This window comes from Natronomonas sp., assembly GCF_047616845.1.
In the GTDB taxonomy this organism is placed as follows: domain Archaea; phylum Halobacteriota; class Halobacteria; order Halobacteriales; family Haloarculaceae; genus Natronomonas.
Window position 1 is genome coordinate 1 of sequence record NZ_JBLGBY010000054.1, and the last position, 15088, is coordinate 15088.

Genomic DNA, 15088 nt, shown 5'->3' on the forward strand with positions numbered 1-15088 from the left:
AATCCCGGCGAGGCCAAAAAATGGCTTCCTGGTTGTCGATGAGCGGCTAAGTTCTCACTCCGCCTCAGTGTTGCCGACCTCGCGTCGACGGTGGCCGAGGCCAACGACGCGACGGTCGCTGTCGTCTCTGATCCGGTCTGTGTGGCTGTTCAGAAAGCACACGACCGCCGCCGAAGGCGCCGGTCGTGTCTGCCCGGTTTCCGCCGTGACGACGGGACAGGGATGTGCCGTCGGCCGGAAACCGGTTACACGTGGTCGAGTTGCTTGTAAAAGCCTTCGGGTCGAGCGCGACACCCTCTTTGCCGTCGCGGCGCATTCGTCGGTATGTTCGAGCAGGCGCGGTCGCTGGGGCGAACGCTGTGGCCGCTTGTCGGCACGGCCTACCTAATCTATCTCGCGATTCAGGCGCCGCCGGCGCGGTACGTCGGCCTCATCGGCCTCCTCATGGTCACGCCGCTTCTTGTCGGGTGGGGCGTGGGCTCGCTGTTCGGCGTCGGGCCGTGGGCCGACGACGTTGCCGAGCCCTAGGGCTTGTGCGTGAAAATGAACGCCTGGCCGTCCTCGACCCCGACACAGAGGTCGAGCTGCTTCGAGAGGTTCAGGCTGGTTGGGTTCTGTTTACAGACGACGAGGTCGTCGAACGGTTCCTCACAGGCCGGACAGGCGACCGAGACGGTGTTCTGATAGGACTTGAGGGCCGGGTTCTCCTGTCGTGGTGTCAACGATGCGAGGAGTTCCTCCGTATCGATGTCCATACCTCACTCTATGGGGCGTTCCTAATCAATCTCGCGGAGGAAATGGGCCGCATCCTCCGAGGAAGTAGTCCGTTCACTCGGCGTCGTCGGTACCGCGTTCCCAGACGTTAGAGACGGACTCGCCGGCGGGCGGTGTGTGGCTGATCTCTTTGAGGGTCTGTTTGTCGCTCATCGTGTTATGCCGTAGCATATCCAGCGTACGTAACCATTGCTTTTAATTTGTAATTAGACCTTATAACATATTAATTCTTTAGATAAACAGGTCATCTCATCAATAAACCACGATACAGACAGCTAAATGCCGCAAATAATTACTTATTGTTGTAAACGTGCGATTCAGTTCGCACCTGCCAATCTTCTCAAGACCGGTCTGAAGGTGACGCTCCGCCCGCCCGCCACAGTAACTGAGGTGGCCACGTCGCTTATTGCGGTGGAACGCTCTGATTGGGTCATGAGTGGAACGTGGCGCCAGCAACTCCCCAACCGAGCACAGTCGTCCACTATCGGCATCGTGCTCGTGTTGGGAATCACGCTGGCCGTCGCGTCCAGTATCGTCGTCATCGGCAGCGTCGCCATTGAGGACGGCCAACGGGAGTCCCAGGCTGGCCAGGCCGAACAGGCCATGACGCAGTTCGACTCGCGAGCCGCCCAGGTCGCACTCGGTGACTCTGGATCCCAGCGAGTGCAGATGGGACAATCCGGTGGTACCTACCGAGTCAACGAGACTGCTGGGACGATTCGTCTATACCACGAAGACTGGAACGGCTCCGGCACGAACGAGGACATCTACGAGGCCAACCTCGGGGCCGTCATTTACGAGACCGAGACGGCGACGCTCGCATATCAGGGCGGTGGCGTCTGGCGGAAGGACGAAAACGGGAGTCCGACGATGGTCTCCCCGCCGGAGTTGCACAACCGCCGGGCGACGCTCACCCTCCCCATCGTGCGCGTCCGCGGGTCCGACTCCGCCAGCGGCTCCAAGACGGCTCGCGTCACGCGGCAGACGAGCTCCAAGCCCATCTACCCCGACCTCCGGGGAGAGACGACGGCCCGTTCCAACCAGTATGACTCCGACGCCGACCGACACTACCAGAACCCCGTCACTGAGGGTAACATGACCGTCGAGATCGAAAGCGAATACTGTGAGGCCTGGCGGTCGTACTTCGTGACACGCACCGAGGGCACCGTCGACGACTGCGATGACGGCAACGTCACCGCCCAGATCGTCGCACTCGGTACCCAGGGGAATTTTGACATCTCCGGTGAGGGCGAAATCGCGATTCGTGGCGTCGAGGACTTGACCGAGTTCGTCCTCCGCATGGAGGCGTCCGACACGGGGAGTTCCTCGTTCAACCGTCTCGACTGGACAATGAGCGCCACGAAGGGTAACCAGAACCTCTCCATCCACTTCGAGCCCGTCAGTTCGGCGAAATGCGGCGACCCCATCCGCGGGGAAGTGAGCTACTCGAACAGCACGGTCGACCAAGTGTGGGCCAACGAGACAGCGTTCACAATCGGGTGTGATGAAAACGGCGAGAACCTCTATTTCGAGGTCGACCTGCTCAACGACAGCGTCGACATGCAGGCTGAAGGAAACGCAACCGTCATCAACGGCACGACGTACGACGCCTCGAACCCCGCCCCGCTCGGGACGCTCATCCAGCATTACTTCGATGAAATGGGCGACATGGACATGCAGATAGACGAGGGGAACGCAGCCTACCTCAGTGACACCTCCTCGGGGACGCTCGAGTACGAGGGTGACGGCCGCGTCGTTACGTTCCTCCATGTCACCGAGAACGAAATCGAAGTCGAGTTCGAGTGACTACACCAACTCGATGTCGATGCCGGTCGCTGCAAAGTACATCGAGTTGGTCATGACGTCGGTACAGACGACTTCCGAGCCCTGAATCGAACAGTCGTGCGTCGGAGTATCGTACGCCGCGGTGAGTGCGTCGTCGAGGTACCGGCGCCATGCCTCGGCGTGACCGGACGCCGGTTCGACCCGGATGGTCACGTTGATCTGCTGTGACTCGTTTTGGTGTTGGTGGCGGATCTCCTGGAATCGGCGCTCCGAACGAACGAGTGTCGTCGTGTCACCGCCGACCGACTGTTTGCCGCCCCGGAGCTCGATAACCCGGATGACCGTCTGGTTCGGGCCGAACACGAAGTCCGGGCGGCTCACCATCTGGGCGCTGTCGCCATCGGCCCGAATCACCGACCCGGCTTCGTAGATGACGGTCGAATCGGAGTCGCTCGGTTGATACGTTATCGGCCGGGTGGCAGCCGCGGAGCTGTTCATCCCCGTCGTGTTGATCGTGATGAACGTGGGCTCACCCGTCCGCAGGGACGCATCCGAGAGTTTGATTTCGGTCGCTCGACTCGGTGCGTCACCTTGGGCGACGCCCCGAAGGTTGGTCGACAGCACGTCGAACGCCCGCTCTGCGTTCTGAACCTTTTCGAAGTCGCGGGTGTCCTGCAGCTCCGCGAACCCGCCGACGTAGACGATACTGACAGTCCCCAACACGAGCGAGAACACGAGGATGAACCCGACGATTTCGGTTACGGCGCGGTCAGTCATTCTGCAACACCACTTCGTTTGCCGCGGCGTCGTAGACGACTTCGATGTCGCCGCCGGCTGCCGACGTAATCGCGACAGAAGTTTTCGATGTGATGCCGACGACGACGCTCACATCGGGGTTCTGGGCTGTCAGTTCCAGATACGGGCTCGTCGGGCCGCCGGAGTCACGAACGTGTATCTGATACGTCGAGCCGACGACTTGCGACGGTAACGAGCGGCCGACGCTGACGGTGCCGACATCGTCGGTTCGGACAAGCCGGTCGGCCGAGGAGATATCCGCAGAGACCTGCTGGCCGAGGACGCGCAGCTCGCTTTCGGCGGTCGTCGAGCGCTGGCTGTCGACGTATCCGCCTGCGGTGATGAGGAGTCCACCGACCAGTATCGTCGAAATCGACAGCGTCAGCGCGTAGCCGAACACCGGCGAAACGGCTCGGTCGTCACCGAACGTCATCCGACCACCTCACAATCAGTGCTGCCTGCCTCACAGGCTTTGACGGCCGTGGTGGCACGGCCGCTCTCGTCGATGACCGTAATCTGGAGGCGATAATCCGTCCCGAGTCCGTCGTGGCTCAGGGTGTTCGCCCCGGTGCCAGAGGCCCCGCTTACCGAGACGGTTTTGTTGTCGACGACACGGTTCAGGTTGATGGGGAATCCTCGTGTGTTGTTTATCGTATCCTCGTAGTCGTTGAAGTAGGTGTTGAATCCGAGGGCTCCGAGGAGTTCCTCGAACGCTGGGTCGTCGGTCGCTCTGTCGACCTCGTTTTCGACCTCCGATTCCGTCTTTTCGACGGACACCTCGACCAGCTCGAGCTCGACGCGGTCGAGCCGGGCATTCGGGTGGGAAACCTGCCACTCGACGTCGAAGGTGTCATTAGGGCTGTTGGCGGTACTGCCAGTCACGTTGAACGATTCGACGCGCGGGTGCTCCCACAGTATCCCGCCGGAGTCGGCCTCCTGTGGTTTGACCGTCCGGTTCGGGACTGTGTACGTCGTCCCGTCCGACCGGTAGGTGTAGGTGTAGTTGAACGAGTACATCGCAGCCTGGTAGAACGGCTGGCCGTTGCCGACCGGCTCGAAGGCGCTCGTGTTGTAGTTCGTCGTTCCCACGAGGATGTCGTACGTTCCCGTCCCGCGGTCGATGCCATCGGTTTTTACGTTCGCGAAGCTGACGTTGTGGGCCTCGATTTCGTTGTAGAAGGAGAACTCCTCGCAGTTAGCGCCGCCGAACTGCTCTTCGCCGAGGCGCATCGAGACGGTATCGCCCTGCAGCGCACACGACTGATTGAGCCAGCCGTCGACGATGTGATCCGGGTTCGTCCGGGTCTCCAAGCCACTGGCCTGGAACTCCTGGTCATCCGTCTCGACGACGGCGTAGACGCTTTCGGTCGCCGCCCCACGGAAGATGTAGATGCGCCAGACGCCGCTTCCGGTCTCGAACTCGATTGCGAACGCCGAATCGCCAAGAAGCGCCATCGTCGTGTCGAGCGCCGCCTGGAAGAGGCTCCCTTTCTGCATGTTCATGGCGAACTGCCCGCCCTCCGGAATCCCGTTGGTCAGCGTCCAGTTCGTCGCCCCCTCAGCCGACGAGAAATTACGGCTCTCGTTGGTCTGTCTGAGCCGCGCGCCCTCGGTCGGCGAGTTCGTACTGACATCGACAATCTGCCCCCGCTTTGCGCCAGCTTCTATGTACGTGGAGCTTTGATTCGCGAGTGCTTTCTCGAGTTCGGCCTGTAACGTCGACCCGGACGTCGTCTCGATGTTCGCGTTCGTCCGGTCGACAGTCCGGCCGAGCCGACTCTCCAGCAGCTCCCGCTGCTGCAGTGGCTCGCTGTTCTCCGCACCGGTGTCCCGCGTCGCGAGGTTCTCCGCGAAGATGGCGCTGTTGACGATGAGCGCGAGCCCGACGAACACCACCGCCAGCAGCAGGCCGGCGACGATGATTATCTGCCCGCGGTCGATGTCGGATGTCACATCCGCCATACTGTCACCTCGACTCGAACCACGTTGTACACGAGGCTGTTGCCGTGTTCGTCGTCAGCGTAGAATGACGCGTTGGAGACGCGCTTGCTCCGGGTGTTGTTCTCATCCCGGAGCCAGTCGCCGTCGTAGATGGTCACCGTCCGACTCGCCGAGGCGGCGTTGTCGCTCGGCTGGCCGTTGTACACCATCCGCTGGGGTCGGCTGTTCCCCTCCGTGTGGACGAGGACGTTCACCGCCAGCCCTCGCCCCGCGAAGGAGCGATTGAGGATGTCACCGAACCCGTTGTCCGGATAGGTGTTCGTGTAGTACTCACCCCGCTCCGGGTTGTGGAACTGTCCTTCGGTGTCGTTCCAGTAGAGAACGGCGGGCTTCAGTACGTTCTGTTGGTCGGCGGAGACGAGCGCGCCGGCCGCCGAGGAGCGCTGTTGGTTCTCGATGTGCTGGTTCGCCGTACTCGCCGACAGCGGCGTCACAGCGGTTACTTGCAGCGCGAACGTGAGACTCGAGATCAAAAGCAGCGATGCGATGAACGCCTCGAGCGTGTACGCCTGTCCATGTTCGTTTCCTATCATATTACCACACCTTCACCAGCAGCGTTGCGTCCTGTCCGTCGATAGTGACGACCCGACGGGCGACCGTCACGGACTCTCTGTCCGAGGGTTCGTCGCCGATTTGGTACACGACGCCGTCGTTGCTCGGGTCGCAGTCGGCCGAATCCGCCTTGACGACCGTTCCATCGCCGGTATCACACAGCAGTGTCTTGTCGCGAGTGGCGGCGTCCACGCGCGCGAGCGTGACGTTGACGTCCGCCCTGTTGCTGACGCCGATCCGATTCTGGAAGCCGTCGACGTCGTAGCTGCATCCGGCCGGCGCGGTGTTGTCGGCGAAGAACGCGGTCGTGCACGTGACGTTCAACACGTAGGGGTCGTTCGGGTCGGCGAGTGACCCCTCGACGAGATGGCTCGCAACGCGGTCTGCGACAGCCGTCTGTTCTTGATTCCCGTCGATGAACGGGGCGGTCAGAGAGGGGATGAATGTGAACACGAAGGCGATTGTCAGGAGGAACACACCCATCGCTATGGCGAAATCGAGCGTCGTTTGCCCCCTTGGCGTTGGATCGGTTGTTTTCATGAGAGGTGGTTAGATGAGCATGAAGACGATGAGCGCGAGCGTCGGCAGGACGACGACGAACTTCAGGCCGGCCATGACGCTCACGTCACGGATGTAGCCGGCGATGAACCCCGAGATGATACCCTGCAGCGTGACGGCGTGGAAGAACAGCATGGTGAGCATATCGATATCCAGCCCACCGCCGAACTGTCCGCCGCCGCCCCCACCGCCGGATTCGGCTTCGGCGGCCTGCTGGGTCAACCCGGCCATCGTTTCGAGGAACTCCACTTTCAGGAGCGCCATCACGCCCAAAAGCGTGACGTAGGTCATGATGATGATGACCATCTGCATCCGGGTGCGGGACTTCCGGTCGCGCTCGATATCGTCTTGGTTCTCGGAGGCCTGTGCAGCCGTCGACAGCACCTGTGTAATCTGGCTGGACGCCTCCTGGGCTTTCGTGATGAGTTTGACCGTTCGGGCAAGTCGTGGGACGTGATACTTGTTGTTGAACTCCAAGAGGGCCGTCTTCAGGCTCGTCCCGTAGTTCACCTTCGCGTACATGGTCTGGAACTCATCCGAGAGCCGCCCCGAGGAGGTGTCGGCGACGACCTTCAGCGACTCCAGCAGCGTCATGCCGGTGTCGTTGGCACTCGAGAGCTTCCGGAGGTTATCGGAGAGATTGTTCGTGATGGCGCTTCGGGAGCGGATGTTCCACTCGTGGAAGATCGTCAGCGGGCCGAGATTGACGTACAGCGGCACGTACACCAGGAAGAAGGTACCCATAACCGGGTCGGCGACCATGCCCTCGAAGGTCAACGGCACGACACCGGCCAGCACAGAGAGGGCCACGAGCAGAAGCGACAGCGGAAGCGTGATGCCGAGCACGGCAAGCGGGTGGTCACGGAAGAACAGGTGCGGCTGCTTCAGGACGTTCAGCATCTCGAACGTCCCCTCCCGGGACTTCACGCGGTCGAAGATGGCGAAGCCGCCCGCGTAGTCTCCCGCCAATCCGAGGTCGAAGATGCCCTCGGATTCGTCGAACACCTGCTCGCCCTCCGGGCGGAGGTAGCCGTCGCCGACCTCGTCCTGGACGACCGTCGAAACGAGGATGAGGAACCCGACCCCGATGAGCGGAATCAGTCCGTACACCGTCCCGTACAGGAGCATGTCCTGGGCCTCGCCGAGCATCGACATGATGACGAGAATGATGATAAGCAGGAGGGGAAACAGCGAGAGGGTCATGTACATCTCGCCGAACAGCTCGAGCGTCTCGAGCACCATCTCCTGTTCCTGCTTCGAGGTTCGCATGTGCTTTTCCTTCTGCTCTTCGAGGAACTGCTCCATGTCACCGCCGGAGTTGACAATAGAGAGCATGTCCGTCAGGAACTGGCTCAGCTCCTCGGAAGGCGTCTGCATCGCCTGGTTCCGGATTGCCGTCCGGTAGTCCGTGTCGAAGTACTCGGTTTCGAGGACGATAGACTGGAACTCCTTTGCCACCTCACCGTACGTGTCGTCGGCTTTCGCCATCGCCTGGAGGATTTCGAGTTGGTTCAGCCCCCCGACGGACAGCGCGTACATGAACGACACCGAGTCGGACAGGAGGACGTTGATCTCACGCTTCCGGCCGCTGGAGTTGAGATACGGTTTCGCGACCATCCCGCCGAACCCGGCGCCGAAGCCGATAGAGCCGAAGAACAGCCCCGAGAAGATGACGATGAACGGTATTTTCAGCGAATTGACGAGGGAGAGGTACGGCTCCGAAAGCGGGAGCCCGAGCAGCGTCGGCGGCTCCGTGATGAGGAACGTGACGATGGCCCATCCCAGAAACGTGCCGATGAGCCACAGACTGAGGCCGGTGAGCACGCCGATTGCGAGCGCCTTCGAGAGGTATATCTCGACCGTATCGGGCACCCGCGACTCGGCGAGCTTGCGTTCGAGGTCGGCCACGAAGTTGCTGTTCTCGTCGAACAGCCGCCGATACAGCGGATAGAACAGATCTGCGAGCGTGTTTGACCCACCTGTCGACCCGGCCGACCCGAAACTCATGGCCTATCCTCGCCCTCATCGGTGTCCGAGCCCTGCTCCTCGGAGGTCGCTGGCTCGAACCCTTCGATATCCGCGTCGGTGTCCCCCTCGATACCACCGTCCGCCGTCGCCTCGCCGCTGCTGGATTCGTCATCGCTTTCGAACGCGAACCCACCGTAACTGAACGCGTCACCGCCCTCGTCCTCTGCGTCCGACTCGTCGCCGTCCTCGTCGAGTTCGATATCGTCGGCTTCGTCCATCTCGAGGACGCCGGCGATGCCCTCCTGGGCGGTCTCTCCGCGGTACTCTTCGAGCATCCCCTCGGCGTCCTCGAGGATGCTGCTTGTCTCTTCGAGCATCTCCTCGTCCGCCGACGGCCGCGGCACCATCGCCTCCTTGTCGGGATCGATATCGATCTTGACGGACTCCATCTCCCGGAGGTCTTCGAGCGACCGCTCGAGGTCGTCGTTCGCGATGAGCGTCAGGATGGTGTCCGGGTCGTTGATGAACGCCTGTAGCGACGCCGCCACCTGCGTGTACGTGTTAAGGTCGTTCTCGATGAGGTAGGCGAGAACGATCTCGCGCATGAATATCTCCTCTTCGAGGTGGTCGCGCGACCACCCGCGGTCGAACATGATCTCATCGAGCGTGTTCGAATCGCCCATCTGGAGGAACTCGTCGGTCTCCGCTTGCCACTGATAGACGTCCTGAACGTTGATCTCGTCGTTCTCGGGGTCGTAGTGGTTGATCTCGGTCAGTGACTTGTTTCGGCGCACCTTGTTGCCCTGCACCCGCGTCGACGTCTGGATGGACACGAGGTCGAGCGCCGTGAACATCGTCTTCGAGACGTTGATGGGGTCGGTTGTGAACCGCTTGATGACCTCGCCGACGGAGTCGGCGTGGAACGTCGTCAGCGTGGTGTGCCCGGTCGACATGACCTGGAACAGCGTCCGCCCCTCCTCACCACGGATCTCACCCATGACGATGTACTCCGGCCGCTGTCGGAGTGCGGCCTCCAGCAGGTCGAACTCGTCGACATCACCCTTGTCGCCGTCGCTGAAGGACGGCCGGGTGACGCTCGCGATCCAGTTCCGCTGTGGCAGTTCGACCTCACGGGTGTCCTCGATGGAGACGATTTTTGCCTTACTCGGGATGAAAAGCGAGACGGCGTTCAGTGATGTCGTCTTCCCGGATGCCGTACCCCCGGCGAAGATGAGCGATTTGTGGTTCTCGATACAGAGCCACAAAAAGGCCATCTCGCTCAGGGAGAACGTGCTCCAGTTGATGAGGTCGATCGGCGTGAACGGGACGTCCTTGAACTGACGGATGGTGTAGTTCGTCCCGTGGTCGGACACCTCCTTGCCGAGCGTGAGCTGTGACCGGGAGCCATCGGGCAGCGTCGCGTCGACCTGTGGGCTTCGCTTCGAGATACCTTTCCCGGAGCGTTGGGCCATCTTGACGACGAACTCGTCGAGTTCGTCCTCGCCGTGGTAGACGTTCGTGATGATCTGCTCGTAGTCGCCGTGGTAGACGAACACCGGCGAGTTATAGCCGTCACAGGAGATGTCCTCGACGTTGATGTCGTGTTTGATGCCGTCGATGCGCTCGAAACCGATGAAGTCGCGTCGAAGCAGATAGAGAAGCTTCTCGATTTGGTACTCGCTGAGCGTCTCCGAATCCTCCTCGATGATGGCCGGCTCTGGCCGGGCCTCGACGCCCTGCAGTCGCGTCGTCACGTCACGGTCTATTTCCTCCTCCTCCTCCTCGTCGGCGAGGCCAACGAGGCCCTTGACGCTGTCGACGAGGCTTTCGCCCTCCGGACGGGCGCCCTCCTCATAGAGGTCGTATCGTTCGAGCAGTTCGTGTGTCTCGCGTTCGATGACGCCCGCGCGGGCTTCCTCGTCTCCCTCGACGATGACGTCGTCGCTGGAGTATTTGATTGCGGTTTTGAGCTTGGCCGCGAGGAACTCACGGAGGTCGTCTTCGATGGGGGTGAGATGCGGCTCGATGAGGTAGTACTTCTTCTCGTTTTCCTTCTCGGAATGGAAGATGATGACGAAGGCGTACGGTTCGTTCACCCAGTAGCGGTCGACCTCCCGGAAGTGGTGTTTCTTCTCCTGGGGAACGGATTTCTCCAGGTCGTACCGGTTGACGACCGTCGTGTCGCCTTCGGGGGTCGTGAAGAAGGCGTCCTCGTCGAGTTCGGGGTTGACGCGAACGGTTCGCTCGTTCGCCACTCCAGTTAGCTGGGTGGCACCGAGTCCCGCGTTGCCGACGACGTCCCCGATGGCATCGGGGTCGAAGCCGAGATACTCCTTTGGCTCGAACTCCGAGCCCTCTGGTGCGTCTCCGTTCCCGTCGTAGTAGTACTCCGCTTTGAAATCCTCCCAGTCGTACTCGCCGACGGCACGGGTTACCTCCTCTTTTGCCTCCGTTTCCTCGGCTTCGGGCTCCGGTTCCGTTTCCTCGGCTTCGGATTCCGGCTCTGTCTCTACGGCGTCGACAACTGGCCCCCCAGTACCAGCCTCTCCACCATCGGCGTCATCGATAGCCATTACCAAAGATTACGGCACCTCTGCGAAAAAGGCTTGTGCCACACTCAATCGGTGATTCTGGTCGTATCGCGCCGCCTTCCCCGAAAAATCTGGCGAGCGCTGTCTCGTGGTGTTCGCTACGATATGAACCGTTCGAGGCGGTTCATCGCTTCCTTCAGATCGTCGAGGCCGGTCGCATACGAGACACGGAGATGGCCCTCCGCGCCAGCGCCGAAGGCGGTGCCGGGCACCATCGCGACGCCCTCGGCTTCAAGCAGTTCCTCGGCGAAGGCCTCGGCGTCACCGCCGGGACACTCCGGGAAGACGTAGAACGCACCGGTCGCCTCGAAACAGTCGATGCCCATCTCCTCGAACCGCGAGAGGACGAAGTTCCGGCGACGGTTGTACTGGGCGCGCATCTCGTCGACCTCCTCCCGGCAGTTCCGGAGAGCCTCGATGGCGGCGTACTGGGCGGTGGTCGGCGCCGACAGCATCGTGTACTGATGGATGCGGTTCATCGCCGTGATGACCTCGCTCGGTGCCAGGGCGTAGCCGAGCCGAAGCCCCGTCATCGCGTAGGCTTTCGAGAAGCCGTTGAAGACGACGGTTCGTTCGCGCATCCCGTCGAACTCCCCGATGGAGACGTGTTCACCCTCGTAGGTGAGGTCGGCGTAAATCTCGTCCGAGAGGACGGCCACGTCGTGTTCCAGGCAGAACTGCGCGACCTCGAACAGTTCCGAGCGGTTCATCGTCGCGCCCGTGGGATTGTTCGGGAAACAGTAGACCAGCAGGTCGGCCTCGTCGGCGCCGGCTTCCTCGAGCACCTCGGGCGTGAGCTTGAACTCGTCCTCGACGCGGGTCGGCACGTCGAGCACCTCGCCGCCGGCGAACGTGACGCCGGGCTCGTAGGAGACGTAACACGGCTGGGCGACGGCGACGGTGTCGCCGGGGTTGACCAAGGCGCGGAACGCGACGTCGATGGCTTCGCTCGCGCCGGCGGTGACGAGTACCTCCTCATCGGGGTCGTAATCGAGGTTCCACCGCTCGGCGTCGCGGGCAATCTCTTCCCGGAGTTCACGCATGCCGCGGTTGGCGGTGTAGGAGGTCTGGCCGCGCTCCAGGGAGGCGATTGCGGCCTCGCGGGCGGCCCACGGCGCCGAGAAGTCGGGTTCGCCGACGCCCAGGGAGATGACGTCGTCCATCTCTTCGGCGAGCTCGAAGAACCGGCGGATGCCGGAGGGCGGCACTTCGGCGACGCGGTCGGATGGCCGCAGCGTCATGGCGTGACCGACAGACGGTCGTCGCCGCCGTCGTCGTCGAAGCGATGGCCGCCCTGCTTGTACGTCTCCATGATGTAGTGGGTCACCGTCTGCGTGATTTCGGGGAGGGGCGCGACCTTGTCGCTGATGAATCGGGACACTTCACGCATCGAGTCGCCCTCGACTTCCAGCGCGAAGTCGTAATCGCCCGAGACGAGCCGTAGGCCCTGTACCTCGGGAAAGCCGGCGAGCCGTTCGGCGACGTCGACGTAGCCCGTCTCGCGGTCGAGCGTGACGTTGCACTCGACGTGTGCCTGGACGCGCTCGTCACCGACGGCGTCCCAGTCGACGATGGCTGTGTAACCCTGGATGACGCCCTCGGATTCCAGTTCGGCGATTGTATCTTCGATTTCCTCGGTGGTCAGTCCGGTCAGCCGTGCGAGGTCGGCCGTGGAGTGGCGCGCGTTCTCACACAGTAGTTCGAGGAGTTCTTCGCGCTCGTTCATACGGAATAGGACGGCAGGGCGGACTAAAGCGTTGCGAGGCATCGGCACCCGCTCACACTGTTGCCTAATATAATGTTCTTTCATGCTGTTCGGCATATAAGGTCATGGGTTGGCATATTATCTCTCAATACTCTTATTACCCGTAGGCACACTTGGGTAGGTATGAAGCAGCACGCGCTTCGGACGGCGATGACACTGTATCAGGGCGGCACGCTGGACGTCGAGACGGCGGCCAAGCAGGCCGGCGTCTCCCCAGCCCGCCTTCGCCGCGCCGTTGCCCGTACTGGAACCACTCCGTCCCCGACCACGGACCCCGAACGCGTTCCCGTCCGCGCGGACTAACGCCTCAAATCGAACGGCTTTCCTTTCCGCCGTAACAGGTTAGCGCGTGTCGCGACAGCACGCGCCCCTCGTTGTCGGCCTCGTTTCCGGCTCCCACGTCGTCAACCACGCCTACATGCTGCTTTTCGCGCCTGCGTTTCCCCTTCTCAGAGCCGAATTCGGCGTCTCACTCAGCGCGCTGGGGCTGGCCCTCGGCGTCATCAGCGCCGTCGTCACCGCCGGCCAGCTCCCGCTCGGCCACATCTCAGATACGTACAGCCACACGGCCGTCCTCGTCGGCTGCCTCTCGGTCGGTACCGTCGGCGCTGCGCTGGCCGCCGTCGCGCCCAACTACGAGGCGCTCGTCGTCGCCGCCGCTGTCATCGGCCTCGGTGTCGCCGGCCACCATCCCGCCCATTACCCACTCATCTCGGCGGCCGCGCCCGAGGCCTACCGCTCTCGGGCCTACAGCGTCCACGGTTTCGCGGGCGCGCTCGGCCTCGCGGTGCCGTTCGCCGCCGTCTCGGCCGCCGTCGCACTCGGTTACGGCTGGCGAGCAGCCTTCGGCGTCATCGCCGCACTCGGCTTCCTCTACACCGTCGCGACTGTCCTCGCTATCCGGTACATTCCACGCTCCATCGCCCGTGCTGGTGCCGAGGCCCGTAACGAGGATTCCGAGGCCGCCGACACGTCCGAGGTCGCTCCGACTGGTCGCCTACGCTCGTTCGCCGCTCGGTTCGTCGACTACTTCCGGTCGCTGGCGGGCGCGCCGCTCATCCTCCTTCTCACGGCACTCTGGTTCGTCAACAGCGTCGCAGCGTGGGGCATCCGGTCGTACGCCGCCACGCTGCTCGATGCCGGCTATGGACTCGCCCCCGGCACCGCAAGCCTCGTCGCGGGCGCGATGCTCATCGTCGGCGCCGTCGTTCTCCTCGGCGGCGGCTATCTCGCCGACGAAATCGGGCCGTTCCCAGTGTTGTTCGCCGGCTACGGCTCGCTCGTCGTTCTCGCTGCGCTGCTTTCGACCGCGCTCCTGTCCGTGTTCGCGGCTGCTGGTCTGGTGTTGCTGCTCGCCGCCACCATCGACCTCTCACGGCCGGCGCGGTCGACGCTGACCGACCTCGCCTCCGAACGCGGCTCCGTCGGCAAGAACTTCGCGCTGATGACCGTCGGCATCTCCGCGGGCGGTGCCGTTGCGCCTCCGATGTTCGGCTACGTCATCGAAACCGCCGGCGTCGGCCCCGCGTTCCTCGGCGTCGCCGCGATGGCCGGTGTGGCGTTCGGCCTCTCGGTGTTCGTCGCCCGTGCCGCGCGCCGAGACGGCGTGTAGCGCCGTGTGGAAAAGCACAAACGCGCCCGCTGGTAACGACACGGCATGACCACGGTTCGCAACATCGCACAGGGCGTCCGCTCGTTTACGAGCAACGTCTTTCTCGTCGAGGGCGAGCGCACCGTCCTCGTGGACGCCGGCAACGACTTCGACGCCGTCGAACGCATCGAGGGCGCTGTCGATGACCTCGACGCGCTCGTGCTCACTCACACCCACCCCGATCATATCGGCAACGCTCGCTCCGTCATCGAGCGCTTCGATGTCGATGTGTGGGGCTACGACGCCGACGCCAGTCTCGTCGACTACGAACTCGCAGACGGCGACACGCTCGCCATCGGCGATGCCGAGTACGAGGCGCTGTATACGCCCGGCCACAAGAACGACCATCTCTGCTTTTACTCGCGGGACGCTGGCACGCTTTTCGCTGGTGACCTGATCTTCGCCAACGGCGGCTTCGGCCGCACCGACCTCGAGGAGGGCGACCGTAGCAAACTCATCGAAAGCATCGAGTACGTCTACGAAACTGTCGATGACGACCTGGCTGGCATGTACGTCGGCCACGGCCCGGCGGTCGAGTCGCACCCGAAAAACCACGTCGAACTCGCGTTGCAGGCTGCGAAGACTGGTTTCTGAATTCAAACTATCTCAAAAAACAGTTAGAGAAGGAGAATCACACTCCCCACAATA

General features: G+C 62.5%; 15 protein-coding genes. 5 read left to right on the plus strand and 10 right to left on the minus strand.

What is annotated here, in order from left to right; all coding sequences use genetic code 11:
- Positions 1-324: 324 nt before the first annotated feature.
- Positions 325-528 carry a hypothetical protein gene (locus tag ACI8UR_RS10430; RefSeq protein WP_411714959.1) on the plus strand — a complete coding sequence of 68 codons (204 nt, stop codon included), beginning with the start codon at positions 325-327 and terminating at the stop codon, positions 526-528.
- Here ACI8UR_RS10430 and ACI8UR_RS10435 read toward each other — a convergent pair.
- A complete protein-coding gene (locus tag ACI8UR_RS10435; protein WP_411714960.1) occupies positions 525-755 on the minus strand; it encodes a hypothetical protein in 231 nt (76 codons plus the stop codon). The two genes, ACI8UR_RS10430 and ACI8UR_RS10435, sit on opposite strands and share 4 nt — an antisense overlap.
- 451 nt (positions 756-1206) lie before the next feature.
- On the opposite strand from ACI8UR_RS10435, the gene ACI8UR_RS10440 reads away from it, so the two are divergent.
- Positions 1207-2580, plus strand: coding sequence for a hypothetical protein (locus ACI8UR_RS10440; protein ID WP_411714961.1), 1374 nt, complete (start codon positions 1207-1209; stop codon positions 2578-2580).
- Here the strand turns inward: ACI8UR_RS10440 and ACI8UR_RS10445 are convergent, their stop codons facing one another.
- From ACI8UR_RS10445 to ACI8UR_RS10485, 9 genes are all read right to left on the minus strand, one after another.
- Positions 2581-3336: a hypothetical protein gene (locus ACI8UR_RS10445; RefSeq protein ID WP_411714962.1), complete on the minus strand. Its 756-nt coding sequence runs from the start codon at positions 3334-3336 to the stop codon at positions 2581-2583.
- Positions 3329-3787 (minus strand): hypothetical protein, encoded by a 459-nt coding sequence (locus tag ACI8UR_RS10450; RefSeq protein ID WP_411714963.1) that lies wholly within the window; start codon positions 3785-3787, stop codon positions 3329-3331. Before ACI8UR_RS10450 ends, ACI8UR_RS10445 begins: the two co-directional genes overlap by 8 nt.
- A complete protein-coding gene (locus tag ACI8UR_RS10455; RefSeq protein ID WP_415087842.1) occupies positions 3784-5316 on the minus strand; it encodes a hypothetical protein in 1533 nt (510 codons plus the stop codon). Before ACI8UR_RS10455 ends, ACI8UR_RS10450 begins: the two co-directional genes overlap by 4 nt.
- Complete coding sequence (locus ACI8UR_RS10460; RefSeq protein ID WP_411714965.1) at positions 5304-5888, minus strand: hypothetical protein; 585 nt, start codon at positions 5886-5888, stop codon at positions 5304-5306. The genes ACI8UR_RS10455 and ACI8UR_RS10460 overlap by 13 nt, the downstream gene beginning before the upstream one ends.
- 1 nt (position 5889) lies before the next feature.
- Complete coding sequence (locus ACI8UR_RS10465) at positions 5890-6390, minus strand: hypothetical protein (RefSeq protein WP_415087843.1); 501 nt, start codon at positions 6388-6390, stop codon at positions 5890-5892.
- A 66-nt stretch (positions 6391-6456) separates the two neighbouring features.
- Positions 6457-8472: a type II secretion system F family protein gene (locus tag ACI8UR_RS10470; RefSeq protein WP_411714967.1), complete on the minus strand. Its 2016-nt coding sequence runs from the start codon at positions 8470-8472 to the stop codon at positions 6457-6459.
- The gene (locus ACI8UR_RS10475) at positions 8469-11006 is read right to left on the minus strand and encodes an ATPase, T2SS/T4P/T4SS family (RefSeq protein WP_411714968.1); all 2538 of its coding nucleotides are present in this window, start codon (positions 11004-11006) and stop codon (positions 8469-8471) included. The genes ACI8UR_RS10470 and ACI8UR_RS10475 overlap by 4 nt, the downstream gene beginning before the upstream one ends.
- A gap of 116 nt (positions 11007-11122) precedes the next feature.
- Positions 11123-12265 (minus strand): pyridoxal phosphate-dependent aminotransferase, encoded by a 1143-nt coding sequence (locus tag ACI8UR_RS10480; RefSeq protein WP_411714969.1) that lies wholly within the window; start codon positions 12263-12265, stop codon positions 11123-11125.
- Positions 12262-12750: an Lrp/AsnC family transcriptional regulator gene (locus ACI8UR_RS10485; RefSeq protein ID WP_411714970.1), complete on the minus strand. Its 489-nt coding sequence runs from the start codon at positions 12748-12750 to the stop codon at positions 12262-12264. The genes ACI8UR_RS10480 and ACI8UR_RS10485 overlap by 4 nt, the downstream gene beginning before the upstream one ends.
- Positions 12751-12912: 162 nt before the next feature.
- Here ACI8UR_RS10485 and ACI8UR_RS10490 point away from each other — a divergent pair, with 162 nt between their 5' ends.
- Genes ACI8UR_RS10490 through ACI8UR_RS10500 form a run of 3 tightly spaced genes read left to right on the plus strand, consistent with a single transcriptional unit; the run spans position 12913 to position 15034 of the window.
- Positions 12913-13092, plus strand: a complete 180-nt coding sequence (locus ACI8UR_RS10490) for a hypothetical protein (protein WP_411714971.1) — start codon at positions 12913-12915, stop codon at positions 13090-13092.
- 46 nt (positions 13093-13138) lie between these two features.
- Entirely contained in the window at positions 13139-14401 is a 1263-nt protein-coding gene (locus ACI8UR_RS10495) for an MFS transporter (protein ID WP_411714972.1), read from the plus strand.
- A 45-nt stretch (positions 14402-14446) separates the two neighbouring features.
- Complete coding sequence (locus ACI8UR_RS10500) at positions 14447-15034, plus strand: MBL fold metallo-hydrolase (RefSeq protein ID WP_411714973.1); 588 nt, start codon at positions 14447-14449, stop codon at positions 15032-15034.
- The last annotated feature ends 54 nt before the right edge of the window (positions 15035-15088 follow it).

What these genes read in the sequence shown, in the direction of transcription:
- ACI8UR_RS10475 (WP_411714968.1), bottom strand. Translation starts at nt 11,006, where the DNA reads ATGGCTATCGATGACGCCGATGGTGGAGAGGCTGGTACTGGGGGGCCA.
- ACI8UR_RS10450 (WP_411714963.1), bottom strand. Translation starts at nt 3,787, where the DNA reads ATGACGTTCGGTGACGACCGAGCCGTTTCGCCGGTGTTCGGCTACGCG.
- ACI8UR_RS10430 (WP_411714959.1), top strand. Translation starts at nt 325, where the DNA reads ATGTTCGAGCAGGCGCGGTCGCTGGGGCGAACGCTGTGGCCGCTTGTC.
- ACI8UR_RS10455 (WP_415087842.1), bottom strand. Translation starts at nt 5,316, where the DNA reads ATGGCGGATGTGACATCCGACATCGACCGCGGGCAGATAATCATCGTC.
- ACI8UR_RS10440 (WP_411714961.1), top strand. Translation starts at nt 1,207, where the DNA reads ATGAGTGGAACGTGGCGCCAGCAACTCCCCAACCGAGCACAGTCGTCC.
- ACI8UR_RS10470 (WP_411714967.1), bottom strand. Translation starts at nt 8,472, where the DNA reads ATGAGTTTCGGGTCGGCCGGGTCGACAGGTGGGTCAAACACGCTCGCA.
- ACI8UR_RS10485 (WP_411714970.1), bottom strand. Translation starts at nt 12,750, where the DNA reads ATGAACGAGCGCGAAGAACTCCTCGAACTACTGTGTGAGAACGCGCGC.
- ACI8UR_RS10445 (WP_411714962.1), bottom strand. Translation starts at nt 3,336, where the DNA reads ATGACTGACCGCGCCGTAACCGAAATCGTCGGGTTCATCCTCGTGTTC.
- ACI8UR_RS10490 (WP_411714971.1), top strand. Translation starts at nt 12,913, where the DNA reads ATGAAGCAGCACGCGCTTCGGACGGCGATGACACTGTATCAGGGCGGC.
- ACI8UR_RS10465 (WP_415087843.1), bottom strand. Translation starts at nt 6,390, where the DNA reads ATGGGTGTGTTCCTCCTGACAATCGCCTTCGTGTTCACATTCATCCCC.
- ACI8UR_RS10480 (WP_411714969.1), bottom strand. Translation starts at nt 12,265, where the DNA reads ATGACGCTGCGGCCATCCGACCGCGTCGCCGAAGTGCCGCCCTCCGGC.
- ACI8UR_RS10460 (WP_411714965.1), bottom strand. Translation starts at nt 5,888, where the DNA reads ATGATAGGAAACGAACATGGACAGGCGTACACGCTCGAGGCGTTCATC.
- ACI8UR_RS10500 (WP_411714973.1), top strand. Translation starts at nt 14,447, where the DNA reads ATGACCACGGTTCGCAACATCGCACAGGGCGTCCGCTCGTTTACGAGC.
- ACI8UR_RS10435 (WP_411714960.1), bottom strand. Translation starts at nt 755, where the DNA reads ATGGACATCGATACGGAGGAACTCCTCGCATCGTTGACACCACGACAG.